The organism is Actinophytocola sp. (assembly GCF_036402745.1).
Taxonomy (GTDB): domain Bacteria; phylum Actinomycetota; class Actinomycetes; order Mycobacteriales; family Pseudonocardiaceae; genus Actinophytocola.
On sequence record NZ_DASWSJ010000004.1, the window covers coordinates 1 to 23,761 of the forward strand.

The 23,761-nt window shown below is 73.5% G+C and carries 24 protein-coding genes and 1 pseudogene; 8 read left to right on the top strand and 17 right to left on the bottom strand.

The window, feature by feature from the left end; translation table 11 throughout:
- Positions 1–801: hypothetical protein (locus VGD70_RS00305; protein WP_331076866.1), on the top strand; the 801-nt coding region annotated here is incomplete at its 5' end.
- A gap of 9 nt (positions 802–810) precedes the next feature.
- Here the strand turns inward: VGD70_RS00305 and VGD70_RS00310 are convergent.
- The 6 genes from VGD70_RS00310 to VGD70_RS00335 all read right to left on the bottom strand — a co-directional run bounded on the left by VGD70_RS00310 (position 811) and on the right by VGD70_RS00335 (position 4,082).
- Positions 811–1,356, bottom strand: a complete 546-nt coding sequence (locus VGD70_RS00310) for a YbaK/EbsC family protein (RefSeq protein WP_331076868.1) — start codon at positions 1,354–1,356, stop codon at positions 811–813.
- Positions 1,357–1,369: 13 nt separating this feature from the next.
- A complete protein-coding gene (locus tag VGD70_RS00315; protein WP_331076870.1) occupies positions 1,370–1,663 on the bottom strand; it encodes a DUF2516 family protein in 294 nt (97 codons plus the stop codon).
- A 115-nt stretch (positions 1,664–1,778) separates the two neighbouring features.
- Complete coding sequence (locus tag VGD70_RS00320; RefSeq protein WP_414637863.1) at positions 1,779–2,447, bottom strand: hypothetical protein; 669 nt, start codon at positions 2,445–2,447, stop codon at positions 1,779–1,781.
- 5 nt (positions 2,448–2,452) lie between these two features.
- Positions 2,453–2,920, bottom strand: a complete 468-nt coding sequence (locus tag VGD70_RS00325; RefSeq protein ID WP_331076874.1) for a helix-turn-helix transcriptional regulator — start codon at positions 2,918–2,920, stop codon at positions 2,453–2,455.
- Positions 2,921–3,007: 87 nt separating this feature from the next.
- Positions 3,008–3,637, bottom strand: a complete 630-nt coding sequence (locus tag VGD70_RS00330) for an AAA family ATPase (RefSeq protein WP_331076906.1) — start codon at positions 3,635–3,637, stop codon at positions 3,008–3,010.
- 22 nt (positions 3,638–3,659) lie between these two features.
- Positions 3,660–4,082 carry a zf-TFIIB domain-containing protein gene (locus VGD70_RS00335; RefSeq protein ID WP_331076876.1) on the bottom strand — a complete coding sequence of 141 codons (423 nt, stop codon included), beginning with the start codon at positions 4,080–4,082 and terminating at the stop codon, positions 3,660–3,662.
- A gap of 84 nt (positions 4,083–4,166) precedes the next feature.
- On the opposite strand from VGD70_RS00335, the gene VGD70_RS00340 reads away from it, so the two are divergent.
- From VGD70_RS00340 to VGD70_RS00350, 3 genes are all read left to right on the top strand, one after another.
- A complete protein-coding gene (locus VGD70_RS00340) occupies positions 4,167–4,931 on the top strand; it encodes a 3-hydroxybutyrate dehydrogenase (protein WP_331076877.1) in 765 nt (254 codons plus the stop codon).
- A gap of 100 nt (positions 4,932–5,031) precedes the next feature.
- Positions 5,032–6,333, top strand: a complete 1,302-nt coding sequence (locus VGD70_RS00345) for an MFS transporter (RefSeq protein ID WP_331076908.1) — start codon at positions 5,032–5,034, stop codon at positions 6,331–6,333.
- A complete protein-coding gene (locus VGD70_RS00350) occupies positions 6,330–8,186 on the top strand; it encodes a helix-turn-helix domain-containing protein (protein ID WP_331076879.1) in 1,857 nt (618 codons plus the stop codon). The genes VGD70_RS00345 and VGD70_RS00350 overlap by 4 nt, the downstream gene beginning before the upstream one ends.
- Positions 8,187–8,192: 6 nt before the next feature.
- Here the strand turns inward: VGD70_RS00350 and VGD70_RS00355 are convergent, their stop codons facing one another.
- Together VGD70_RS00355 and VGD70_RS00360 are read right to left on the bottom strand one after the other, a co-directional pair.
- Positions 8,193–8,498, bottom strand: a complete 306-nt coding sequence (locus VGD70_RS00355; protein ID WP_331076881.1) for an antibiotic biosynthesis monooxygenase — start codon at positions 8,496–8,498, stop codon at positions 8,193–8,195.
- 12 nt (positions 8,499–8,510) lie between these two features.
- Entirely contained in the window at positions 8,511–9,809 is a 1,299-nt protein-coding gene (locus VGD70_RS00360; RefSeq protein ID WP_331076883.1) for a tannase/feruloyl esterase family alpha/beta hydrolase, read from the bottom strand.
- 178 nt (positions 9,810–9,987) lie between these two features.
- On the opposite strand from VGD70_RS00360, the gene VGD70_RS00365 reads away from it, so the two are divergent.
- Complete coding sequence (locus tag VGD70_RS00365) at positions 9,988–10,950, top strand: PHB depolymerase family esterase (RefSeq protein WP_331076885.1); 963 nt, start codon at positions 9,988–9,990, stop codon at positions 10,948–10,950.
- 94 nt (positions 10,951–11,044) lie between these two features.
- Here the strand turns inward: VGD70_RS00365 and VGD70_RS00370 are convergent, their stop codons facing one another.
- The 4 genes from VGD70_RS00370 to VGD70_RS00385 all read right to left on the bottom strand — a co-directional run bounded on the left by VGD70_RS00370 (position 11,045) and on the right by VGD70_RS00385 (position 15,013).
- Positions 11,045–13,375, bottom strand: coding sequence for an ABC transporter permease (locus VGD70_RS00370; RefSeq protein WP_331076886.1), 2,331 nt, complete (start codon positions 13,373–13,375; stop codon positions 11,045–11,047).
- Complete coding sequence (locus tag VGD70_RS00375) at positions 13,372–14,049, bottom strand: ABC transporter ATP-binding protein (protein WP_331076888.1); 678 nt, start codon at positions 14,047–14,049, stop codon at positions 13,372–13,374. Before VGD70_RS00375 ends, VGD70_RS00370 begins: the two co-directional genes overlap by 4 nt.
- A complete protein-coding gene (locus VGD70_RS00380; RefSeq protein ID WP_331076890.1) occupies positions 14,042–14,569 on the bottom strand; it encodes a PadR family transcriptional regulator in 528 nt (175 codons plus the stop codon). Before VGD70_RS00380 ends, VGD70_RS00375 begins: the two co-directional genes overlap by 8 nt.
- 81 nt (positions 14,570–14,650) lie before the next feature.
- Positions 14,651–15,013 carry a VOC family protein gene (locus VGD70_RS00385; RefSeq protein WP_331076892.1) on the bottom strand — a complete coding sequence of 121 codons (363 nt, stop codon included), beginning with the start codon at positions 15,011–15,013 and terminating at the stop codon, positions 14,651–14,653.
- 78 nt (positions 15,014–15,091) lie between these two features.
- On the opposite strand from VGD70_RS00385, the gene VGD70_RS00390 reads away from it, so the two are divergent.
- On the top strand, positions 15,092–15,547 hold the full coding sequence (locus tag VGD70_RS00390) for a CGNR zinc finger domain-containing protein (protein WP_331076895.1): 456 nt from the start codon (positions 15,092–15,094) through the stop codon (positions 15,545–15,547).
- 95 nt (positions 15,548–15,642) lie between these two features.
- Here the strand turns inward: VGD70_RS00390 and VGD70_RS00395 are convergent, their stop codons facing one another.
- Positions 15,643–16,926 carry a DUF445 domain-containing protein gene (locus VGD70_RS00395; protein WP_331076897.1) on the bottom strand — a complete coding sequence of 428 codons (1,284 nt, stop codon included), beginning with the start codon at positions 16,924–16,926 and terminating at the stop codon, positions 15,643–15,645.
- 29 nt (positions 16,927–16,955) lie between these two features.
- On the opposite strand from VGD70_RS00395, the gene VGD70_RS00400 reads away from it, so the two are divergent.
- Entirely contained in the window at positions 16,956–18,122 is a 1,167-nt protein-coding gene (locus tag VGD70_RS00400) for a pyridoxal phosphate-dependent aminotransferase (protein WP_331076899.1), read from the top strand.
- Between the two features lie 5 nt (positions 18,123–18,127).
- On the opposite strand, the gene VGD70_RS00405 is transcribed toward VGD70_RS00400, so the two are convergent.
- The 4 genes from VGD70_RS00405 to VGD70_RS00420 all read right to left on the bottom strand — a co-directional run bounded on the left by VGD70_RS00405 (position 18,128) and on the right by VGD70_RS00420 (position 22,673).
- Positions 18,128–20,554 carry a CHAT domain-containing protein gene (locus VGD70_RS00405; RefSeq protein ID WP_331076900.1) on the bottom strand — a complete coding sequence of 809 codons (2,427 nt, stop codon included), beginning with the start codon at positions 20,552–20,554 and terminating at the stop codon, positions 18,128–18,130.
- Positions 20,551–20,964, bottom strand: coding sequence for a hypothetical protein (locus tag VGD70_RS00410; protein ID WP_331076902.1), 414 nt, complete (start codon positions 20,962–20,964; stop codon positions 20,551–20,553). The genes VGD70_RS00405 and VGD70_RS00410 overlap by 4 nt, the downstream gene beginning before the upstream one ends.
- Positions 20,961–21,518, bottom strand: coding sequence for a sigma-70 family RNA polymerase sigma factor (locus VGD70_RS00415; protein WP_331076904.1), 558 nt, complete (start codon positions 21,516–21,518; stop codon positions 20,961–20,963). Before VGD70_RS00415 ends, VGD70_RS00410 begins: the two co-directional genes overlap by 4 nt.
- 78 nt (positions 21,519–21,596) lie before the next feature.
- Positions 21,597–22,673 carry a S8/S53 family peptidase gene (locus tag VGD70_RS00420; RefSeq protein ID WP_331076910.1) on the bottom strand — a complete coding sequence of 359 codons (1,077 nt, stop codon included), beginning with the start codon at positions 22,671–22,673 and terminating at the stop codon, positions 21,597–21,599.
- Positions 22,674–22,946: 273 nt separating this feature from the next.
- On the opposite strand from VGD70_RS00420, the pseudogene VGD70_RS00425 reads away from it, so the two are divergent.
- Positions 22,947–23,761, top strand: a pseudogene (locus VGD70_RS00425) (hypothetical protein); the annotation flags it as partial.

The window sequence follows — 23,761 nt, forward strand, 5'->3', positions numbered from 1 at the left end:
ACGGACGTCGTGGTCAAGGCGCGCGCCGATGACGGCCGGGCCGGGTCGTGTGTCGCGGCGCAGGACCGGTTGGCCGAGCGCGGGTTTCCCTGTGCCCGGCCGCTCACGCCGGTGGTCGGTGTCGGTTCGCTGGCCGTGCACGCCGAGGAGTTCCGGCCCGGCGGCGACATGTTGCCCGGGGACTCGCCGGACGTGGCCGTGCGCTATGCGGAGGTGTTCGCCCGGCTGATGGCCGAACTGGCCGACGTGACCGTCGCACCGCCGCTGCCGAACCCGCGCTGGGCGCGTTGGGACCACCCGGATTCCGGGGTGTGGCCGGCGATCGAGTTCCTCGATGACCGGGACCAGAGCGCCGTGCCCGCCTACGTCGTCGACACGGCCGACCGCGCCCGCGGGCGGCTGCTGGCCGCCAGCCTGCCGTGCGTGCTGGGCCACGCCGACTTCGAGGCACAGAACCTCCGGTGGCACGGTCGGGAGGTGTGGGCGGTGCACGACTGGGACAGCCTGGCGTGGCAACCGGAGGCGGCGCTGGTGGGAGCGGCGAGTGGGGCGTTCGCGAAAGTCGGGCCGGCCACGCTGGCGCCGATCGAGAGCTCCGAGGCGTTCCTGGCGGCCTATCAGGACATTCGGGGGCGCTTGTTCACGGCCGTGGAGCAGGAGGTCGCGTGGGCGGCCAGCTTGTGGCCGGCAGCGCACGACGCCCGCTGGGACGCACTGCACGGCGTCACCCCGGTGTCCGGCAACGCACTCCGGGCACAAGCGGCCGAACGCCTCCGCCGAGCGAATGCCTACAGACCGTGAAAGGACGGTTCAGCGGCCCAGGCCCGCCAGCACCTCCGCGCCCGGCAACGCGGCCAGCGTCGGGCCCGGGATGAGGATCTTGCTGCCGCGGATGCCGCTGCCGATCACCAGCTCGGGGGCGGCGGCCACGGCCGGGTCGAGGAGCAGCGGCCACTGCGCGGGCAGGCCGACCGGGGTGATGCCGCCGTAGGCCATGCCGGTGAGCTCGACCGCCCGGTCCATCGGCGCGAACGACGCCTTCCGCACGTCCAGCCGCTTGCGCACCACGCCGTTGACGTCCGCGCGGGTGGTGGCCAGCACGAGGCACGCGGCGAACCGCTCCTCGCCCGCGCGCTTGCCGGCCACGACCACGCAGTTGGCCGACGCCTCGAGCGGTGAGCCGTAGGCCTCGCAGAACGCGGCGGTGTCGGCCAGGTCGGGGTCGATGGCGGCGACGCCGAGGCCCTCGGCGGCCGGCAACGTGGCGAGCGCCTTGGCCACCGGGTCGGCGAGCAGGTCGGGGCGGTCGAGCGCGCGCTCGACGCGCAGCGTTCCGGAGATGGTCCAGCTGGTCACGCGACCAACCTAGTCACCAGCGCTGGCCGCGCTGCACCTCGATGAGCTTGGGCCGGATGTCCACGATGTAGACGAGCGCGGCCACGAGCCCGGCCATCCAGAAGATCCACCCGATGCCGGCGAAGCTGAACAGCAGCAGCGCCGCGGTGGCGCCACCGGTGATGCCGAGCCAGGCCGGCTTGGTGAGTCGGTCGATGGCCGCGTAGGCGTCCGGACGCTGCATCAACGCGTGAATGAACGCGAAGACCCCGACCGGCACCGCGGCCCAGTCGATGATCTGCAGGATCAACAGCGCTTCGTACGGCACGCCACCAGACTACGTGCGGACCGCCGCGAGTGACCAGCGGACCGGCCACAAGCCACCGAACACCCATACGAAAGGCCCCGGCACGCGCGGTGCCGGGGCCTTGTCGGGCAGCGCCCTACTTCTTGGGGGCGCCGTTGGTCTTGCGGGTGGTCGCGCTGGTCCGCGTGGTCGCGGCCTTGCGCGGCGCGGTGCGGTTGGCGACCTTGCGGGAGGTGCTGCGGACCTCGTGGGCCACGTCCTCGCCCAGGTCCTCGGCGGCCACCGCGGCCTCGGCGCCCAGCTTCTCCGCGGAGCGCGCGGCCTTCTCGCCGACCGAGCGGGTCCGGCGGGTGACCCGGGCCAGCACCTCGTCAGCCACCTCGCGGGCGTCACCCGCGACGTCGCCCACCCGCTCCTGCAGGGTGGCGATGGCCTCCTCGACCTGGTCAAGGGCCTTGCGGACCTGCGGCTGGGCACGCAGCTTGGTCAGCGTGTCCTCGCCCTGGTCGGCCAGCTTCTGGTAGAGCTTCTGCGCGGCGTCGGTGTACTCGTCGACGAGCTTGCGCAGCTCGGCCGGGTCGAGCTTGTCGCGCAGGCCGGCCAGGTCGCTCGGCAGCTCGTCCACCGCGCCCTTGGCGGCGTCGGCGCCCTCGTTGACCCGGCTGCGGGTCTTGTTGACGGCGTCGCGCACGGCCTGGGTGGCCAGGTCGCCCGCGCCCAGCGCGGCCAGCAGCGGGGTGCGCAGCAGGTCGACGGCCTGCTCGCCCGCCTTGCGCACGTCATCGGTCTTCGGCAGCGTAACCAATTCACTCACTCCTCTGGCGGGGTCCGTCGTGCTGCTTCACTGTCCACATCGGACCCCTCCACTGTGGACTCTGGGACGTTCTCGCGGCGGAACGACTCGTACACGTCGAGCAGGATCTGCTTCTGACGTTCGGTGAGCGCGTCGTCGGCACGCACCGCGTCGACCACCGGGCCGCCGTGCGCGACATCGAGGATGCCGGCCTGCACGTACAGCGCCTCGGCCGAGATCCGCAGGCCCTTGGCGATCTGCTGGAGGATCTCCGCAGACGGTTTCCGCAGGCCCCGCTCGATCTGGCTGAGGTAGGGGTTGGACACCCCGGCGAGCTTCGAGAGCTGGCGCAACGAGATCTTGGCGCTGTTGCGCTGCTGCTTGATGTACTCGCCGATGTCCCGTCCGAGGTCGGCGACCTTGTCGGCAACCTGGTCGATGGCGCGGCCGTGGCCGTCCTGGCTTGGCTGCTCCGGCTCGCTCATCGTGGTCACCTCCTCGCGACACCACCGACGGTACGCGGGCGTGCTAGCAGTTGCAAGCGCCCTGCTTGCGCAGGTGGGTGCGTCCCGTCACATCCGATCGAGGTGGCTCCGGACCCAGGTGGCCACCTCGGCCGCGGTGTCGGCGGGGGAAGCGCCGGTCGTGTCGAGGAGGGTCATCGGCGGGTTCGTCCGGGCGGCCTCGGTGCGGACCCACTCGTTGAAGGACAGCATCTCCGCTATCCGTTCCTCGTCCCACGCGCGCCAGGCCGGCCGGGCCCGCAGGCGGGCGCGCAGCTCGGCGGACGGGCAGGTCAGCGCCAGGTAGTGGATATCCGCGAACAGGGCGCGCTCCGGCCAGGGCTCGAACTGCGGCGGCGCCACCGTGCCGCACAGCACCACCGGGCGCCCGCTCTGCTGCACGCTCGCCGCGAGGCGCAGCCACGTCTGGCGGAACGCGGCCGAGTCGCCGGTGGGGTCGCGCAGCGCGCCGACCCACAGGAGGTCCTGCTCCAGCACCACGGCGACATCGCCGAGCAGGCCGGCGAGCAGGCGGCCGACCGTGGTCTTGCCGGTGCCCGACGGCCCGGTGAGGGCGAACAGCGGGAGGCGCCGGTACGGCTCGCGGTGTCCACATGAGACACACGCGAGGACCGTGCCGGCGCCGTCGGGGAGTACGCGGGGTTCGTCGGTCCACCGCCCGCACCCCGCGCAGATCATGGGGTTCACGCGGGGAGGCGGGTCAGTCGAAGAGCTGTTCCAGGAAGCTCTTGCGCCGGCGATGGCCACCGTGGCCGCCGTGCCCACCCGGGCTGTGGCCGCGCGGCGAGTCCGGGTACCCACCGTGGCCGTAGCCCTTCGGCGAGTCCGGATAGCTCCCGCGGCCGTACCCACGCGGGGAGTCCGGGTAGTACCCGCCCCCTGGTGGCGGTGCCGGTGCGCGACGGGTGTCCCCCTGGTACGGCGGCGGTGCGGCCGCGGCCGCGTACTGCTGCTCGGCGGTGAGCATCGTCTCGAGCTCGCCTCTGTCCAGGAAGATTCCGCGACAACCGTCGCACTGGTCGATGTGGATGCCTTGGCGGTCCACGGTACGCATCGTGTTCTGACACTTCGGGCAAATCACACATGCAAGACTACGCAAATCACGCCTCCGGCGCCCGCACATGGCCCGAGGCCATACGACCGACCACCATGCTATGGGCGCCCGACACATGGCCGCGGTACGGCGCGAAACCTAGCGTTGACGGGCATGGAAGGTGCTCCAGCTCACAACGGCCTGGCCGGCCGCATCGCCATGGTCACCGGTGGTGGCAGCGGCATCGGCCGGGCCTGCGCGCAGGCCCTCGCCGCGGCGGGGGCGAAGGTGCACGTGGTCGACCGGGACGGCGAGGCGGCCGAGCGGGTGGCCGGCGAGGTCGGCGGCTGGGCGCACGTCGTCGACCTGGCCGACGCGGCGGCCATCGAGACGCTGCCGGCCGAGGTCGACATCCTCGTCAACAACGCGGGCCTGCAGTACGTCGCGCCGCTGCACGAGTTCCCGCCCGACAGGTTCACCCTGATCCAGCAGGTGATGGTGACCGCGCCGTTCCTGCTGATCCGCCGCTGCGTGCCGCACATGTACGCCCGCGGCTGGGGTCGCATCGTCAACATCTCCAGCGCCCACGGGCTGCGGGCGAGCGCCTACAAGGTCGCGTACGTGACCGCCAAGCACGGGCTGGAAGGGCTGTCCAAGGTCGCCGCGGTCGAGGGCGCCCCGCACGGCGTGACCAGCAACTGCGTCAACCCGGGGTACGTGCGCACCCCGCTGGTGGAGAACCAGATCGCGGCCCAGGCGCAGGCCCACGGGCTCCCGCCCGAGGAGGTCGTCGAGAAGATCCTGCTCGACCGCTCGCCGGTCAAGCGGCTGATCGAGCCGGCCGAGGTCGCCGAGCTCGTGCGGTGGCTGTGCGGCCCGCACGCCGCCTCGCTGACCGGCGCGTCCGTGCCGCTGGACGGCGGCTGGACCGCCAACTGACCCCGGAAACCCAGTCCCCTCAACGAAGTGCGGTGATCTTGTGAGTTCCCTGCCCGCAGCACCCGCCAACCGGTCCCTGGCACGGGTCGTCTCCGCGAGCATGATCGGCACCACGATCGAGTGGTACGACTTCTTCCTCTACGCCTCGGCCGCCGCGCTGGTGTTCAACAAGCTGTTCTTCCCCACGTCCGACCCGCTGACCGGCACCCTGCTGGCGTTCACCACCTACGCCATCGGGTTCGTCGCCCGGCCGATCGGCGGGCTGGTGTTCGGCCACTTCGGCGACAAGGTCGGCCGCAAGAAGCTGCTCGTGGTGGCCCTGCTGATGATGGGTGGCGCCACGTTCGCCATCGGCCTGCTGCCCACCTACGCGACGATCGGCGCCGCGGCCCCGCTGCTGCTGGTGCTGCTCCGGCTGGTCCAGGGCTTCGCGCTCGGCGGCGAGTGGGGCGGCGCGGTGCTGATCGTGTCCGAGCACGGCGACGCCAGGCGCCGCGGGTTCTGGGCGGCGTGGCCGCAGGCGGGCGCGCCGGCCGGCAACCTGGTGGCGACCGCCGTGCTCGCGATCCTCGCCGCCACGCAGTCCGACGCGACCTTCCTGTCCTGGGGCTGGCGCATCCCGTTCCTGCTGTCGGCGGTGCTCGTCGTGGTCGGCCTGTGGATCCGGCTCACGGTGGCCGAGTCGCCGCTGTTCCTCGAGGCCGCGCGCAAGGCCGAGGAGCGCGGCGTGGCGGAGAAGGCGCCGATCGTGCAGGTGTTCATGCACAGCTGGCGCCAGGTGCTGATTGCGATGGGCGCCCGGATGGGCGAGAACGTCTCCTACTACATCATCACCGCGTTCATCCTGGTCTACCTCACCCAGGGGCTGGGCCTGGAGCGGTCCGTCGGGCTCAACGCGGTGCTGATCGGCTCGGCCGTCCACCTGGTCACGGTTCCCTTGTGGGGCCTGCTCTCGGACAAGGTCGGCCGGCGCGCGGTGTACCTGTTCGGCGCGGTCGGGATGGGCCTCTGGGGCTTCGTGTTCTTCGCGATGCTCGACACGAGGTCGTTCGGGGTCATCGCGCTCGCCACCACCGTCGGGCTGGTGCTGCACGGCGCGATGTACGGGCCGCAGGCCGCCTTCTTCGCCGAGCTGTTCGGCACCCGGGTGCGCTACTCGGGCGCCTCGATCGGCTACCAGCTCGCCTCGATCGCGGCGGGCGCGGCGGCCCCGCTGATCGCGGTCGCCCTGCTCGACGCCTGGGACAGCACGCTGCCGGTGTCGCTGTACCTGGTCGCGATGTGTCTGATCACGGTGGTCGCGGTGCTCCTGGCGCACGAGACCAGGGGCACGGCGCTGGAGGAGAACCCGGGCGTGGTGGTCGCCGAGGTTCCCGCCCCGGAGGCCCGAGTGACAACATGACCAGCGTGGACAGCGAGGTGAGCGCGGGCTCGGACGCGGTGCGCCGGCTGCTCGACCTGCTCGCGGACGACGCGAGCGGCGAGCAGCTGGCGCACGTCGCCGTCGAGGCACGCGCCCACCTCGACCCGGCCGCGATGGCCCGGCTGGAGGAGGCCACCCAGCTCGCGCTGCGGATCCGGCACACGCTCACCGAGCACCGCAGGCGCGAGGCCGAGCTGACCGCGTTGTTCGACACCGCGCGCGACCTGTCGAAGCTGCAGGACCTCGACGAGGTGCTGCACTCGATCGTGCGGCGGGCCCGGATGCTGCTGCGGGTCGACCTGTCCTACCTGAGCCTGAACGACGAGGCGGCCGGCACGACGTACATGCGGGTCACCGACGGCTCGGTGTCCTCGCTGCTGCCCCGGCTGCGGATCGGGCACGGCGAGGGGCTCGGCGGGCTGGTCGCGCAGAGCGCGCACCCGTACGCGAGCGCGGACTACCTGCACGACCCGCGGTTCAACCACACGACCTCGATCGACGACGCGGTCAGCGCCGAGCACATGGTCGGCATCCTGGGCGTGCCGCTGTCGCTGGGCAGCAAGGTGATCGGCGTGCTGTTCGCCGCCGACCGGGCCCGGCGGGAGTTCACCGCCGAGGAGGTCGCGCTGCTGTCGTCGCTGGCCGACCACGCGGCCATCGCCATCGACAACGCGCAGCTGCTGGCCGCGACGCGCCGGGCGAACGAGACGATCAGCGGGCACAACCTGGAGATGCGCCGCGGCGAGGACGCGCACGACCGGCTGATGGAGCTGGTGCTGCGCGGCGGCGACCTCGTCGAGGTGGCCGCCGAGGTGGCCTCGGTCCTCGGTGGCGGGCTCGTGCTGTTCGACGACGCGGGGGCGGAGCTCGCCAGGGTCGACACCGGTCCGCTCGCCCTGCCGTCGGCCGCGATCACCGCGTCCCGGTCCTCGGGCCGGGCGGTGCGCGCCGGCGACGAGTGGGTGTGCTCGGTCGTGGCCGGGCCGGAGCTGCTGGGCAGCCTGGTGCTGACCGGCCGGCCCACGATGGGCGAGGCCGACCGGCGGCTGTTCGAGCGGGCCGGCGTGGTGGCCGCGCTGCTGTTGCTGCTGCGCCGGTCGGTGGCGGCGGCCGAGGACGAGGTGCGCGGCGAGCTGCTGACGGACCTGCTGACCGCGCCGTCGCGCAACCAGGCGGCGCTGCTGGCCCGCGGCCGGCGGCTGGGCATCGACCTGGCCGCGCCGCACACGGTGCTGATCGCCCACTGCGACGGCGTGTCCCGGCGGCGGCTGGCGATGGCCTGCGGCCGCTACGCGACGCTCGTCGGGCTGCACGCCGAGCAGGTGGTGCTGCTGTCCTCGGACGAGTCCCCACGCCTGGCCGGGAAGCTGGCCGCCGAGCTCCGGTCCACAGTGGACGCCCCGGTGACGGTCGGCGCGGCCGGACCCGCCCGCGGGCCGGTCCGGCTGGCGGCCGCGGCGGCGGAGGCGGCCCGGTGCGTGCGGACGCTGCTGGCGCTGGGCCGGGCGGGGCAGGGCGCGGCGCTGGCCGACCTGGGCTTCGTCGGCCAGCTCATCGGCGACCGGACCGACCTCGACGGCTACGTCCGCACGACGCTGGGCCCGGTGCTGGACTACGACGCCCGCCGCGGCACCGACCTGGTGCGGACGCTGCGCGCGTACTTCGACTGCGGCACCAACCTCACCCGGGCGAAGGAGCAGCTGCACGTCCACGTGAACACGGTCGTCCAGCGCCTGGAGCGGATCTCCTCCCTCCTGGGCGAGGACTGGCAGAGCCCGGACCGGGCCCTGGAGATCCAGCTCGCCCTGCGCCTGCACCAGCTCCACGAGTAGGACCGCTCAGAGGTCGACCGCGACCTCGTGGTGGGTCACCTCGTCGTCCCAGCGGGACAGGGCCTGCCGGGCGTGGTCCTCCACCACCGCGCGGTCCGGGTGGTCGCCCGCGAAGCCGCGCACGGCCTGCATGCTCGTGAAGAACGTGATCGACGTGAAGGCGACCTCGTCGCCCTCGACCCGGCGCAGCAGCCGGGCCCCTCGGAAGCCGTGCACACCCGTGAGGTGCACGGACACCTCGTCCTCGTAGTGACGCTGGTACTCGTCCGCCCGGTCGGGCGGGGCCCAGCCCCGCCATACTCGTGCTATCACCACCGAGTCATATCACCGGCGCAGCCACGACTCCAGCTCGTCGAACGCGGTCCGGAAGTGCGGGGCGATCGGCTCGAGCCGGTCCGGGTAGACGTCGACCAGCCCGTCGACGTGGTTGCCGTTCTCGATGCGGTGGTAGCGGTGCAGCCCGCCCCGGCCGGCGTCGGTGATCATCTTCGCGTACACGTCCGAGTCCCGGCTGATCGGCAGCAGCGTGTCGAGCGTGCCGTGCAGGGTGATCAGCGGCTTGCCGATGCGGCCGGTCAGCCCGATCCGGTCGACCGCGTCGTGCACCGCGCGGGGCCGGGTGGCGTAGTCGTAGTCGGCGTCGCAGGCCGGCGTTCCGCTCGCGCAGTACGGGATCCCGGCGTCGAGGTCGCCGTCGAAGGTGGGGTCGAACTCCTCGCGGTAGGTGCGCTGGGTGAAGTCCCAGTAGACCTGGTTGTGGAACGGCCAGAGGAACTCCGAGCCGGGCGCGAACCCGGCGTCGAGCATCGCCTGGTGCGCCGCCGGGTCCCCGCTCGCGTACGCCGGGTAGGCCCGCATGGCCGCGGGCAGGACGTCGAACAGGTTCGGCCCGGCCGTGCGCCAGAGCGTGCCCTCCCAGTCGAGGCCGCCGTCGAACAGCCACGGGTTGTTCTCCAGCTGCCAGCGCACGAGGTAGCCGCCGTTGGAGATGCCGGCCGCGATCGTCGTCGACGGGAGCCGGCCGTACCGTTGCGCCACGACGGCCTTGGCGGCCACGGCGAGCTGGGTGACCCGGCCGTTCCACTCGGCGACGGCGTCGCCGGGGCGCCGGCCGTCGTGGAAGAAGGCCGGGCCGGTGTTGCCCTTGTCGGTCGCGGCGAACGCATATCCCTTGGCCAGCACGGAGTCCGCGATCGCGCGGTCGTTCGCGTACTGGCGCCGGTTGCCCGGCGAGCCGGACACGACCAGGCCGCCGTTCCACCGGTCCGGCAGCCGCAGCACGAACTGGGCGTCGTGGTTCCAGCCGTTGTTCGTGTTCGTGGTCGAGGTGTCCGGGAAGTAGCCGTCGACCTGGATGCCCGGCACGCCGCTCGGCTGGGACAGCGACGCCTGGGTGAGGCCCGTCCAGTCCGCCTGCACGGTGTGTCCTGATGCGACGGTGCCGGCGGTGGTCAGCTCGTCGAGGCAGGCGGCCTGCTGGCGCTGGGCCAGCGGGACGTGCAACCGGTCGAGGCGGGCACAGTGCTGGCCACCGGCGGTTCCACTGTGGACGGTGTCGGCGGCGGCCACCGTCGCGGACACGGCCAGGACGGTGGCGGCCAGTACGGCAACCCGGGCGATCATGGTGAACCTCCCTGCGCGACGCTGCCCGGTCGACGTTAGGAGCCGCCCGGGCGCATACATATGCCTGCCACCACCACATTCGGCGGGCGGATTGTGGTGGCCGGCACCCTGCTCAGCGGACCGCGGACCGCCTACCGTCGAAGGGGAAAGTGATGCCGATCACACAGCGAGGTGCGGCATGAAACGACCGTTCACCGCGATCGCACTCGCGGTCTCCCTGCTCGCCGGCCTGCTGGCCGGCGCGACCCCAGCGTCAGCGGCGAGCATCGTGGAGGTGACCGGGTTCGGCACCAACCCGGGCAACCTCAAGATGTTCCGCTACACCCCGGACGGCCTGCCCGCCGGCCGGCCGATCGTCGTCGCCCTGCACGGCTGCACGCAGACCGCCGCCGGCTACGGCACCGGCGCCGGGTGGATCCAGCTCGCGAACAAGTGGGGCTTCGCCGTCGTCCTGCCCGAGCAGCAGAGCGCCAACAACTCCAGCAAGTGCTTCAACTGGTTCGAGCGCGGCGACACCACCCGCGGCCAGGGGGAGGCCGAGTCGATCGCGCAGATGGTGCGCCGCACGATCACCGACACCGGCGCGAACGCCGCGCGGGTGCACGTGACGGGCCTGTCCGCGGGCGGCGCGATGACCGCGGTGATGCTCGCGACCTACCCGGACATGTTCGCCGGCGGCGGGGTGGTCGCGGGGATCGCGTACCGGTGCGCGGCCAGCATGATGGACGCGTTCTCCTGCATGTACCCGGGGAAGAACCAGACCCCGGCCCAGCTCGGCAACGCCGTCCGCGCCGCGAGCTCGCACACCGGCCCGTGGCCGACGGTGAGCATCTGGCAGGGCAGCGCCGACTACACCGTGGCGCCGATGAACGCGACCGAGCTGGCCGAGCAGTGGACCAACGTCCACGGCATCCCGTCGACACCGACCAGCACCGACACCGTGGCCGGCTACCCGCACGCCGTCTACGCGAGCGGCGGCCGCACCCTGGTGGAGACCTACACGATCACCGGCATGGGCCACGGCCAGCCGATCGACCCGGGCACCGCCGACGGCCAGTGCGGCCAGGCCGGCGCCTACCTGCTCGACGTCAACATCTGCGCCGCATGGCACCTGTCCGGCCGCTGGAACCTGGCCGGCTGAGAGGGGCCCGGAACGACGCCTTCGCACCCCCCGCGAAGGCGTCGTTCACGGCGTCACCGGTGCACGTCACTCGGTGCGCGTCACTCGGTGCGCGTCATTCGGTGCGCAGTGACGTGAGCCGGGTGGCGCTGCGCAGGAACGGCAGCGTCATCCCGGTCACCAGCACCGCCAGCAGCGCGGCACCGCCGGACAGCAGGCCCACCCCGGCCCAGTCGATCGCGAGCGTCTCGCCGGTGAGCCGGACGATCAGCCACGCGAGGCCCACCCCGGTGAGGATCGCGACGACCACGCCCAGCGCGATGGGCAGCGCCACCTGCCACAGCAGCGACCGGGCCAGCACCCCCTGCTGCACGCCGCTCGCCGCGAGCACGGCCAGCGGGCGGCGCCGCTCGCGGATGTGCTCGAGCGCCAGCACGAGCAGGCTCACCCCGGCCAGCAGCAGCGTGAAGATCGAGCCGCCGTAGAGCGCGTTGCGGATGGAGACGAACATCTGCTGACCGGTGTTGAGGTCCTGGGCGGTGTTGTAGGAGAAGATGTAGACCTCCGGCCCGAACTCGGCCACCGAGTTGCGGACCTCCTCGAGCTGGTCGGAGGAGATCGTGCCGGCGGTCGCGTGGATGCTGGCCCGCGTGGCGGGCAGCCGCACGCCGGCCAGCGCGCCCGGAGTGACGAGCAGCGACGAGTACACCCGCGAGTCGGCCTGCCGCGACACGTGGCGCACGTCCGCGGGCACGGTCCAGCTGCCGACCTTCTCGAAGTCGTTCGGGTCGTACACAGCGGCCCGCGTCAACGGGTACTCGCGGAACTCGAGCTGCTGGCCACCCCTCGCCAGCGGGCCCGCGCCATCCATCGCGAAGACCTGCCCGTCGGCGCAGTCGCGGATGCCGGCGAGCTCGGCGATCGCGGCGCAGTCCATGACCCCCAGGTACTGGTTGTCGCCGCTGTCGCCGCGCGCGCCCGGCTCGTAGCCGGTGAGGTCGCGGACGACGTGCGTCGCCCGCACCGCGGAGACGGCCGCCACGTTCGCCGCGACCTCGTCGGCGAGGGAGGCGTCGGTCGACACCTCGATCGTCGGCTTGCCGTCCTGGGTCGTACCCGGCAGCCCGACCTGGGACTCGACCGTCATGAGCACCGTCTGCAGGGCGATCGCGCCGGCGAGCACCACCGCGACGCCGCCCACCACGCGGGCCGACGTGCCGCTGTCGAGTTGCAGCCGCCGGATCGCGAGCTGCCAGGACGACGGCCCGCCCTCGATCCGCCCGGCGACCCGCTCCACGAGCCACGGCAGGACCACGGGCACCCCGATGAGCAGCAGCGCCGCGCCCCCGGCCACCGCGTACGCCCAGACCTGCGTGTTCTCCGGCGCGCCGCCCTGGGTGAACAGCAGTGCCACCCCGGCCACGACCAACCCGAGCCGCCACCACAGCCTGCGGCGCACCGGCTTGGCCCGGCGCACCACGCCGAGCGGCTCGATGATCGTGCGGCGCAACGCGAACAGCGCCGTGAGCACCGCGAGCGCCGGGATCGCGAGCACGATCAGCACGACCAGCGCCGGGTCGGGCGCCACGTCGCTCGTGTACACCCGCAGGTCGAACAGCTCGATGCCCTCGGCGAACTGGCGCAGCACCAGGAACACCGCGGCACCGAGCACGAGCCCGGCCAGCGCGCTGACCACCGCCTCGGCCGCCGCGATCCGCCGCACCTGCCGCGAGCCCGAGCCGACCAGGCGCAGGGCCGAGAGCCGGCGGTCGCGTTCGGCGCCGGCGATCCGGCTGGCCGAGGCGACGAAGATGAACACCGGCAGCAGGATCACCACCGCGCCGACGAGGACCAGCAGCAGGATGTCGACCGGCATCGGCTGCGGGGCCAGCGACGAGCCGAAGTCGTAGACCGGATACGCGCTCGGGCTGTCGACGAAGGTCTCGTCCTCGCCGATGTAGGCGACGAGGTCGCCCGGCTCGGTGACCGCCTCCTTGCCGATGGTGCCGGCGATCTTGTCCGGGAACCGGGGCCGCAGCAGCTCCCCCTCGGGTGAGCCCAGCAGCTCGGCCAGCGCCGGCGAGGCCATCAGCTCACCCGGTCCGGGCAGCTTGTCCAGGCCGGGCGGCACCGGCGCGTGGTCGCCGCCGGCGTAGACGTAGGCGACGGCGATGCGCTGGCCGCGGAACTCGGTGGGGTTCTGCTGGTAGTACACCGGGTCGACGCCGGGGACCGGCTTCTCGCTCGGCCCCACCGAGTCGGCATGGCTGCGCAGCTGGTGCTGGTCGACCATGGTGCCGACGGACGCGCCGATCAGCAGCACGGCCACCGCGATCGCGATGCCGACCGAGCTGAGCGCGAACCGCACCAAGGAGGTCCGGCCGCCCCCGACGGCCAGCCGGACCCCCAGGGCGAGGTCGGTCAGCCACCCCCGCGGAGAGCTCATGCGAACTCCACCTGCCGGGTGTGGCCGTCGCGGACGATGACCTCGCGGTCGGAGTAGGCCGCCACCCGGGGCTCGTGGGTGACGAGGATGACCGCGGCGCCGCTCTCCCGGGACGTGTCGGTGAGCAGCCGCATGACGTGCTCGCCGTTGAGCGAGTCCAGCGCGCCGGTGGGCTCGTCGGCGAAGATCACGCTCGGGCCGGTGACGAGCGCGCGGGCGACCGCGACCCGCTGGCCCTGGCCGCCGGAGACCTCGCCGGGCCGCTTCGCCGCGACGTCGTCGACCTCGAGGCGGGCGAGCCAGTCGCGGGCCTGCCGCTCGGCGTCCTTGCGCTTGCGGCCGCCGAGGCGCAGCGGCAGCGCGACGTTCTCGACGCAGGTGAGCTCGGGGACCAGCTGGCCGAACTGGAAGACGAAGCCGAACTCTGTGCGGCGCAACGCCGAGCGCGGCACGTCGGGCATGGCGCCGAGGTCCTGGCCGGCGTAGGTGACCGTGCCGGCGTCGGGCGCGATGATGCCGGCCAGGCAGTGCAGCATCGTCGACTTGCCGGAGCCGGACGGCCCCATGACCGCGACGACCTCGCCCGCCCGCACGGACATCGAGGCGCCGTCGAGTGCCTTGGTGGATCCGAACGACTTGACGATCGCGTCGGCCGTGAGGATTGCCTCAGCCATGACGGACCTGCTTTCCGAGGTCGGCGAGGCGCGCCGCGGTGAGTTCCAGCCAGCGCAGGTCGGCCTCGAGGTGGAACAGGGCGTGGTCGCAGATGAGCTGGTCGGCGAGGTCGCCGCCGCGCTTGCGGTCGGTGAGCTCGCGCATGGCGCTCAGGTGGGCGGCGCGCTGGGTGTCGAGGACGTCCTCGGCGTTGCGCGCGGACATGAGCGCGATGACGACCTTGGTATAGAGCGTGCTCTGCATGTAGAGCTCGGGCTTCTCGGGCGTGGTGAGCCAGTGCTCGACGTCGGTGACGCCCTCGGCGGTGACCGCGTAGCGCTTGCGGTCCGGGCCGCCGCCCTGCTCGACGCCCGACTCCTCGATGAGGCCGTTCTTCAGCAGGCGCGACAGGGTCGCGTAGACCTGGCCGTAGTGCAGTGGCCGGTCGTGGCCGAAGTGCTCGTCGTAGGCCCGCTTGAGGTCGTAGCCGTGCCGTGGCCCGTGTTCCAACAGGCCTAGCAGTGTGTGCCCGATTGACATGCGGGACACAGTACACAGGGTGTATAGCTGTCGTCTATACACCCTGTGCTTAGGCTGTGAGCTGCTGTTTCAGCAGCGAATTCAGCAGTGACAGAGGCAGAACGGGTGACCCGCCGGATCGGCGTACACGCGGAACGTGCGCTGCTGGTCGAGGGGCTTCGCGCCGAGCCCGACGGCCCGCTCGTGCGCGGCGTCGAGGTCGTCGACCCGCAGGTCGAGGTGGAACATCTGCGGGCGCTCGGGGTCGGGCCAGGTCGGCGGGCGGTAGTCGGTGGCGAGCTGGAACTCGATCATGGCGCCATCCGGGCCCTCGATGGTGGCCCAGCCGGGCTCGTCGCGCTCGTTCGGCGGCCAGTCGAGGAGGCGGGCGTAGAAGTCGGCGAGCGCGCGGGGATCGGGGCAGTCGAGCACGACGGAGCCCATCCGGGGCACGGCAGCGGTCATCGTTGTCCTCCGTAACCTGTGTTGAGCTTGCAGAGGTTACGATACTGGAGCAACCGGCGTAGCGCCTACAGTGGTGTCGTGACCACCACGGATGTGGATCTGGTGCTCGACTTCCTGAACACGGTCGACGTCGAGAACGGCACCGACGTGCTGGACGACGAGGTCGCCTGGCAGTCCTGGCTCACCGCGCACGACCTCACCGCCTCGGCCGACGCCCTGGCCGCCCGCTCGGCCCTGCGTGCCGCGGTCGGCGACGTGGCGGGTTCCCCGGACCTGTCCGCGCAGGTCACGGTGTCGCTGTCGGCGGAAGGACCCCGCCTCGTGGCCGGCGACGTGGTCGGCGCGGTCCTGGCCGCGGCGGCGAGGCTCCTCGTGCGCGGCGAGTGGGACCGGGTGAAGATCTGCCCGGCCGACGACTGCCGCTGGGCGTTCTACGACCGCTCCCGCAACCACTCGCGGACCTGGTGCTCGATGCGCGTGTGCGGAAACCGCGAGAAGGCCCGCGCCTGGCGCGAACGCGCCCGCGCGGAGTAGCGCGCCGCCGACGGGCTGTCTCGATGGGCGCTCGGACTGTGTTCCGCGGCGCCGGTTTCTTCATGACGCCGTCGCCGCGAGGTCGGCGGTCGCGGTCAGAGGATCAGCTGGGCCACCGTGTAGATCACCAGGCCGGCCAGCGCGCCCACCACGGTGCCGTTGATCCGGATGAACTGCAGGTCCCGGCCGACCTGGAGCTCGATCTTGCGCGAGGTCTCCTCCGCGTCCCAGCGCTGGACCGTGTCGGTGATCAGCGTGGTGATCTCATCGCGGTAGTTGAGGACCACGTAGGCCGCCGCGCCCTCGACCCAGCTGTCGACCTTCTCGCGCAGCGAGTCGTCGGTGCTCAGGCGGGTGCCGAGGGAGATCAGGCCGTCCCGGACGCGCTTGCGCAGCTCGCTCGACGGGTCCTCGGCGGCGTCGAGCAGCATGGCCTTGGCGGTGGCCCAGGCCGAGCCGATGACGTTCTGCACCTCGGGGTGCTCCAGCACCTGCTGCTTGACCGCCTCCGCGCGCTGGATGGTGGCCTCGTCGGTCTGCAGGTCCTGGGCGAACTCGGCGAGGAACTTGTCGATGGCCAGGCGCATCGGGTGGTTCGGGTCGGTCTTGACCAGCCACGCGAACGACAGCACCTCGCCGTAGACCTTGTCGGCCACCATCGAGTCGACGAACTTCGGCGACCAGCTCGGCGCCCGGTCGGACACGACCCGCAGCACCGCCGTGTGGTTGCTCTTGACCCACTCGTAGGCCCGGTCGCACATGAGGTCGACGAGCTTGTGGTGCGCGCCGTCGGCGAACACGCCGGTCAGCAGCTTGCCCAGCGGCGGCCCCCACGGCACGGCGACGATCCGCCGGACGACGGCCTGCTCCATGACGGCCTGCACGTCCTCGTCCCGCAGGACCGCCACGACCCCGCGGACCACCGTGGAGAGCTCGGCGGTGACCCGGTCGGCGTTGGCCGGCTCGGCCAGCCACCCGCCCAGCCGGCCGGCGACGCCGACCCGGCGCAGCCGCTCGCGGACGACCTGCTCGGCGAGGAAGTTGGTGCCGACGAACTCGCCGAGGCTGTTGCCGAGCGCGTCCTTGCGGGTGGGGATGATCGCCGTGTGCGGGATCTTGATGCCCAGCGGGTGCCGGAAGAGCGCGGTGACCGCGAACCAGTCGGCGAGCGCGCCGACCATGCCGGCCTCGGCGGCGGCCCTGAGGTAGCCGGCCCAGGCCGGGGCGCCCGCGGACTGCCAGAACGAGGTGGCGATGAAGATCACGGTGGCGCCCAGCAGGAAGGACAGGGCCACCAGCTTCATCCGCCGCAGGCCACGCTGCTTCTCCGCCTCGCCGGGGACGGGGGCGCTGGTCAAGGGAGCTGTCAGTTGCCGCACGGGTCCATTGTCCGTGAGGATGCGTAACCGTGCGCCGGAATGCCTTGGTCCCCCGTCTCCAGCCGTTCACCTCGACGATCTTCGCGGAGATGACCGCGTTGGCCGCCCGCACCGGGGCGGTGAACCTGGGCCAGGGCTTCCCGGACACCGACGGGCCGCCGTCGATGCTCGCCGCGGCCCAGGAGGCCATCGGTTCCGGGGTGAACCAGTACCCGCCCGGCCCCGGCCGCCCCGAGCTGCGCGCGGCCATCGCCGAGCAGCGGACCCGCTACGGCGTCTCGTTCGACCCGGACACCGAGGTGCTGGTGACGGTCGGCGCGACCGAGGCGATCGCGGCGGCGCTGCTGGCGCTGGTCGAGCCTGGTGACGAGGTCGTGCTGTTTGAGCCGTACTACGACTCCTACGCCGCGTCCGTCGCCCTGGCCGGCGCGACCCGCCGGGTGGTGTCGCTGGTGGAGGAGCCGTCCGGCCGCTTCGGCGTCGACCTGGCCGCCCTGCGCGAGGCGATCACCCCGCGCACCCGCCTGCTGCTGCTGAACTCGCCGCACAACCCGACCGGCACCGTGTTCACCCGCGCGGAGCTCGAGGGCGTCGCCGCGCTGTGCGTGGAGCACGACCTGATCGCGGTGACCGACGAGGTCTACGAGTGCCTGACCTACGACGGCGTCGAGCACGTCCCGCTCGGCACGCTGCCCGGGATGGCGGCGCGCACGGTGACGATCTCCAGCGCCGGGAAGATGTTCAACTGCACGGGGTGGAAGATCGGCTGGGCGTGCGGCCCGGCCGAGCTGGTGTCGGCGGTTCGCGCGGCCAAGCAGTTCCTCACGTTCGTCGGCGGCGCCCCGTTCCAGCCGGCGGTGGCGCACGCGCTGCGCACCGAGTCCGCGTGGGTGTCGGCCCTGAGCGCCGACCTGGCGAAGAAGCGGGACCGCCTCGCCGCAGGCCTGGCGGCGGCGGGCTTCGAGGTCCGCCCGAGCGCCGGGACCTACTTCGTCTGCGCCGACGTCCGCCCGCTCGGCTTCGCCGACGGCGCGGAGCTGTGCTGGCAGCTGCCGGAACGCATCGGCGTGGCGGCGGTCCCGGTCCAGGTGTTCACCGACCATCCCGACCGGTGGCGCCACATCGTGCGCTTCGCGTTCTGCAAGCGCGACGAGGTGCTGGACGAGGCGATCGAGCGGCTGCACAAGCTGGCCTGACGGGCCTAACCGAGGCAGACGAAGCCGAGGTGGCCGTGGTCGCGCTGGGCCGTGGCCAGGGCCTCGGCGGTGCTCAGCCCGTCGGCGAGGCGGGTGTACATCGCGGCGAAGAGGGGCTCCGCGGCGGCGTCCGGGACCGGGGTCGTGCTCGCTACCAGGGCGGTGCCGCGGCGGAGCAGGACGGCCGCCAGCCCGACGAGCGCGCCGCGCGCTCCCTCGCACGCGGAGAGCACGAGCAGCCGCGGCGGCTCGGTGAGCCGGTCGAGGTCGTAGGCGTACAGCGGGCCGTCGGCGAGCTCGACGGCGGTGAACATCGGGCTGTCCTCGCGGAACCGGCAGTGCGCGGCGAGGTGCGCGATCTCGGCGCCCTCCATGGCGTCGAGCGTTCCGTCCACAGTGGACCGTCGCTGGCCGCCCCAGCGCCCGTGCAGGGTCGCCACCTCGGTCGTCGCGTGTGCCAGCCGCGGGCCGGCCACCCAGACCCGCCGCCCGGTCCCCGGCGTTCGCGGCCGCCACACCGCGGCCGTCGGCACCACCGACACCGGCCGCCCGGCGCACGTCGGCAGCGCCGCCCAAGGCAGTCCCCGCAGCTCACCGGCCGGCACGACCACCAGCGGCCGGTCGCCGACCACCGCGCGCACCGGCGCCAGCAGGACCCGGTCGAGCCGCGCGGCCGCCAGTGACTCGGCCGGGCTGCCGACACCGGCCGCCAAGCGCAGCGCGTCGACGTGGTCCGCCAGCGGGCCGGCCGGCCCGAGCCGGTGCAGCCGCACCCCGCGGTCGACGACGGTGACGACGCCCAGCTCGCCGTCGTGCACCCAGTAGCTGAGCAATGCCCGGTCACCGAACCGGCCGAGCGGCGGGTCGGCGGGCTCCGGGACGCGACCCGGGGCGGCGAGGGACAGCCGCCGGACGGTCTCCTCCAACGCGGCGACCCGGTGCGGCGCACCACCTTGCGCGTCGCGCAGCTCGACCAGCGCCGCCCGGAGCGCCGGGTCCTCCGGCGGCCGCACCGGCGCCACCCGGAACGCGGCCGCCCGGCACCGCTCGACCCACGCGAGCACGGTCCGCGGCCGGCCGGACCGCAAGGCCGCGCCCAGCCCCGTCCGCGCCAACGCGGTGGCGAGCCCGGCGACACCGGCCTGCAACTCCAGCGCGCCCATGCCGGCCGCGTACCGATCGACGACCCCGAGCCCCGCCCGGCAGGCCGGGAAGACCGACCGCCCCTCGGCGGCCGCGAGCCGGGCCCGGGCCAGCCACCCGGCGGCGCGGAGAGCGGCCGGTCCCCGGGCCCGCTCCCGCTCGACGTCGAGCCACAGCCGGGGCTCCGCGGCAGCGAGCCGCAACCAGGCCGCCTCGAGCCGGAACCCGTGCCGCGCGGCCCGCTCGGCGACCCGCCTGACCTCGGTCATCGACACCTCGGCCCGCTCGGCGAGGCGGATCCGCAGCTCGAGGGCGCGGGCCGCGGCCACCCAGCCGGCCCTGCGTTGCCGGCGGAACGACACCGACGCGCGGCCGGCGGCGTCCCGGGCCATCGGGATGCTCCCGGCCCGGAACGCGCACTCCCCGAGCGCCAGGCACGCCTCGGCCAGGCGCAGCCCCCGGCCGGCGCCGTCGAGGAGGGCCGACGCCCTGGCGAGTGCCTCGCCCGCGTCGGCGACGAGGCCGCCGGCAAGGAGCGTGGTGGCGCGGTCGAGGAGGGCCTCGCCCCGCTCGCGGGCGCGGAGACCGGCCCGCTCGGCCTCGGCGAACAGCGCGAGCGCGCGGGGGATGTCGCCGGCCTGCGCGGCGACGAACCCCCGGTTGTGCAGGCAGCTTGCGGCCCGCTCGGACTCCCCGCGGGCGGCGCAGACCCGCTGCGCCGCGGCGAGGTCGGCCTCGGCGGCGGCCAGCCGCAGCTGCAGCGAACGCACCACGCCCCGGCCGACCAGGCCGTTGGCCTCCCACCGCGAGTCACCGTGCCGGCGGCTGGCAGCGATCGCGGCGGTCAGCTCGGGGACGGCCCGCGCGTAGTCGCCGCGGACGCACAGGTTCAGCCCGCGCACGCACCGCGCCCGCGCCGCCAAGGTGTCCGCGAGGCCGGCCGGCAGTGCCGCGAGGTGCCGCTCGCTGGCATCGAGGCGGCCGCGGTTGTGCTCGATCCACGCCAGCAACAACCGCAGCTCGGGCCGCTGCGCGCCGCCGACGCCGACGGCCCGGGCCGCCACCCGCCGAGCGACGGTGAACTCGCCGAGCTCCACCCGCGCACTGGCGACCGCATGCCAGGCGGCGACCCGCAACGCCGCGTCCACCCGCCGGCGACCCAGCACCGCACCGGCCCGCCGCAACGCCAGCTCGGGATCCACCAGCGCGAGATCGATCAGCGCCCGCCCGGCTACCTGCGGTGCATCACCGGACATCTCCCGCCCGGGCCGCCGTTCGATGGCGGTCATGGCGTGAACCACCTCGTCGCCCGGGGCGCGCGACCCGCCTCCACCAGGACCACGCGAAGTGGGCCCGCGGGAACGTCGGTGAACCGGAAGTACCCCACCTCGTCCAGCGCGACCGTCCCTCGCCCGCCGCGCCAGTGCAGGGTCAGCTCGGCCAGGGGCGGCGCCAGCCCGGCCACCGTCGGGAGGCGGACCTCCAGGTTCACCGCCGCCGGCTCGCCGGCCCGGCCGAACCGCAGGCGGTGCACACCCTCGGCGCGCAGCAGCGGCTCGGGCAGGGCGACCAGCCAGTCGATGTCCACGAGCGCGCCGGCCAGCTCAGCGGCGGCGAGGACGGTCTCCGGCACCGGGTCCAGCGCCTGTTGCAGGCGGGACAACTCCGCCAGCAAGACCTGGTCGGACAGCCACGTCATCCGGCCGACTCCTCTCGGATGTCGAGGATCGCCAGCCGTCGCCGGAGGACCTCCAGGCACCGGCCGCGGGTCTGCCCGACGCTGTTCACGTTGATGCCCAGCGCCCGGCTCACCTGGGCGTAGGTCAGGCCGGGCGCGTGCGCGAGCAGGCCGAGCAACGCCCGGCACCGTTCGGGCAGCGACGCGAACGCCCGCCACAGGAGCTGGTCCCGGGCCGAACGCAGGACCAGCGGCTCCGGACCCCGCTCGGGCACCTCCGGGGCGTCGAACCAGTCCGCCGGGGTCTCGCGGCAACCGTGGGCCAGCAGGTTCAGGCACTCCCGGCGGGCCGTGGTGGCGATCCAGCCGGCCAGCCGTTCGGGGTCGCGCAGCTTCCGCAGGTTCTGGGCTGTCGCGAGCCAGGTGTTCTGCGCGACGTCGGCCGCGTCCGCGGTGGTCAGCCGGTGGCGCCTGGCCACGGACCAGACCAGCGGCGCGTACCGGCGGACCAGCTCGGACCAGGCGCCGTCCTCGCCCGACAGGACACCGAGGACCAGCTCGCGTTCGGTAGTCATTCCGTCTCCCTCCGTGTGTGGAGGGTCGGACGGGACAAACCTCGCGCGGGAGCCCGGCGGCCGGCGAAATGAGTAGGACTACCCGGCGACCTTCAGCTTCGCCTCCGTCGCGGTGAGACCGTCGCGCAGCAGGCACGCCACGTCGGCGGCGATCCGGGGCGCGGCGAACGACGTGCCGCTCCACCGGGCCGCCCCGTAGACGCGGGGCTCGGTGTCGCCGGCGAGGCCCGCGGCGGGGCGGAGCTGGACGTGGCTGCTGACCACGTCGACACCGGGCGCGATCGTGTCCACCCACGGGCCGTGGTTCGAGAACGGCGCCCGCGCGCCGACGGCGACCACGTCCGCGGCGGCCGCCGGCCAGAACGGCCGCGACGTGCCACCGTTGCCGGCCGCGGCCACCACCACGGCGTCGGTGAAGCGGGCCAGTTCGTGGGCCAGCACGGGCGGGCAGCGGTCGTCGATCGTGTGGCAGCCGGCCGAGAGCAGCAGGACGTCGACGTGCTCGCGGGTACGCATGGCGCGGTGCCGGATCGCGCGCAGGCCCTCGGCGACCGTGCGGTCGTCGGTGAGCCCCTGGGACGACAGGACCCGCCGGTGCCGGACGGTGACCCCGGGCGCGTGCCGCAGCAGCACGCCGGTGACGAACGTGCCGTGGCCCGCCTGGTAGTCGGCCACCCCGTCGTCGTCGGCGTCCAGGACCTCCGGCTGCAGGCCCCACTCGGAGAGCCACCGCCGGCCCGCGAACCACGGGTGCGGATCCAGCCCGCTGTCGAGCACCGCCACCGTCACCGGCGGGTCCCACAGCTCGTCCGGCGGCGCGGGCGGCAGGACGGCCGGCTCCGGAACCGCGCCCGTGCCCAGCAGGATCGGCGAGCCGACGTGCACGTGGTTGGCCGTGACCGGCAGCCGCTCGCCGACGTCCTCGGCCAGCTCGACGCACCCCACGCCGGCCCGCAGCCGCAGCGTCGCCAGCGCCTCGGCGGGCTCGACGCGGTCCACCCAGCGGTCCAGGGTGCGCATCGCCGAGTCGACGGCGTCGGCGGGAAGCACCAGCTCTCCGGGCCGGACCAGGCACTCGCGCGGCCCACCCGGATCGTGCACCAGCAGGTCGGGCTCGGTGCGCTGCCAGCGCTGCGCCCATTCGGTCAGCGACATCCTCACGTGACCACGGTGCGCGGCGGTGGCGCCGTCCGCTCGGGGGAACGGCCATGATCACCCTATGAGGTCAGCGGCCGCTCACCTCGGGGTCAGCGGCAACCAGCCTCACGGCAAGTGATCAACATTGGCCCATACGGCCGATACGGTGCGCTTTTACCGTCTTTCCGGGTGGATTCGACGCCGCTAGGGTGCACATTGTCGGTGCGGTGCTAGATAGTGTGCACTGTCGAACGGCATCCGTTGGGCACGTGGCGTGAGCGGAGTGGGACGGTGGTGGTCGCTGTGCACGGCACGAATCCGGCGCCCGCCGCCGGCAGCCGGCTCTCTCGCCTGCTGCGCCGCGGGCTGCTCGTCGCCGCGCTGGCCACCGCAGCCTGGCTGCTGAGCGCGACGTTCGCCACCTCAGCCTCGGCCGACGAGCCCACCACCGAGCCCACTGGCGCGCCGGTGACCGACGAGCCGGCCAACCACCAGGCCGACGAGCACGCAGCCGATCCGACCGACCAGTCCGGCGACGCTGACCAACCCGGCAACGAGGCGGCCGAGCAGCCCAACGGCCAGCCCGCCGACCAAACCGGCAACCAGCCTGGTGGTCAGCCCAGCGGCCAGCCTGCCGATCACCCCGCTGATCAGCCCAGCGAGCACAACGGCGAGCAGCCCGCCGATCACCCAGGCAACCAACCGGGCGGCCAGCCCGCCGGTCAGCCCAGCGGCCAGCCCGCCGACCACCCCTCTGGCCAGCCCGGCAACCACAACGGTGCGCAACCAGGCAACCAACCTGGCAGTCAGCCCGGTGGTCAGCCTGCCGACAAGCCCGGCGACCAGAACGGGGAGCAGCCCGCCACCGCGCCGGGCGACCAGCCGGTCCAGGAGCAGGCCCCGGCCGACGGCACCGCCGCGCAGCCGCAGCCCGAGCCGCAGCCACTGCCGCAGCCGCTGCCGGCGCCGGAGCCGGTGACCGGGCCGCAGTCGAGCGGGCTGCTCGGCGGCCTCCTCGGCACCGTCACCAGCACGCTCAACGGGCTCACCCACGTGGTCGTCAACGTCGCCGCCACCGTGCTCGACCACTCGTCGTTCCTGGCGCC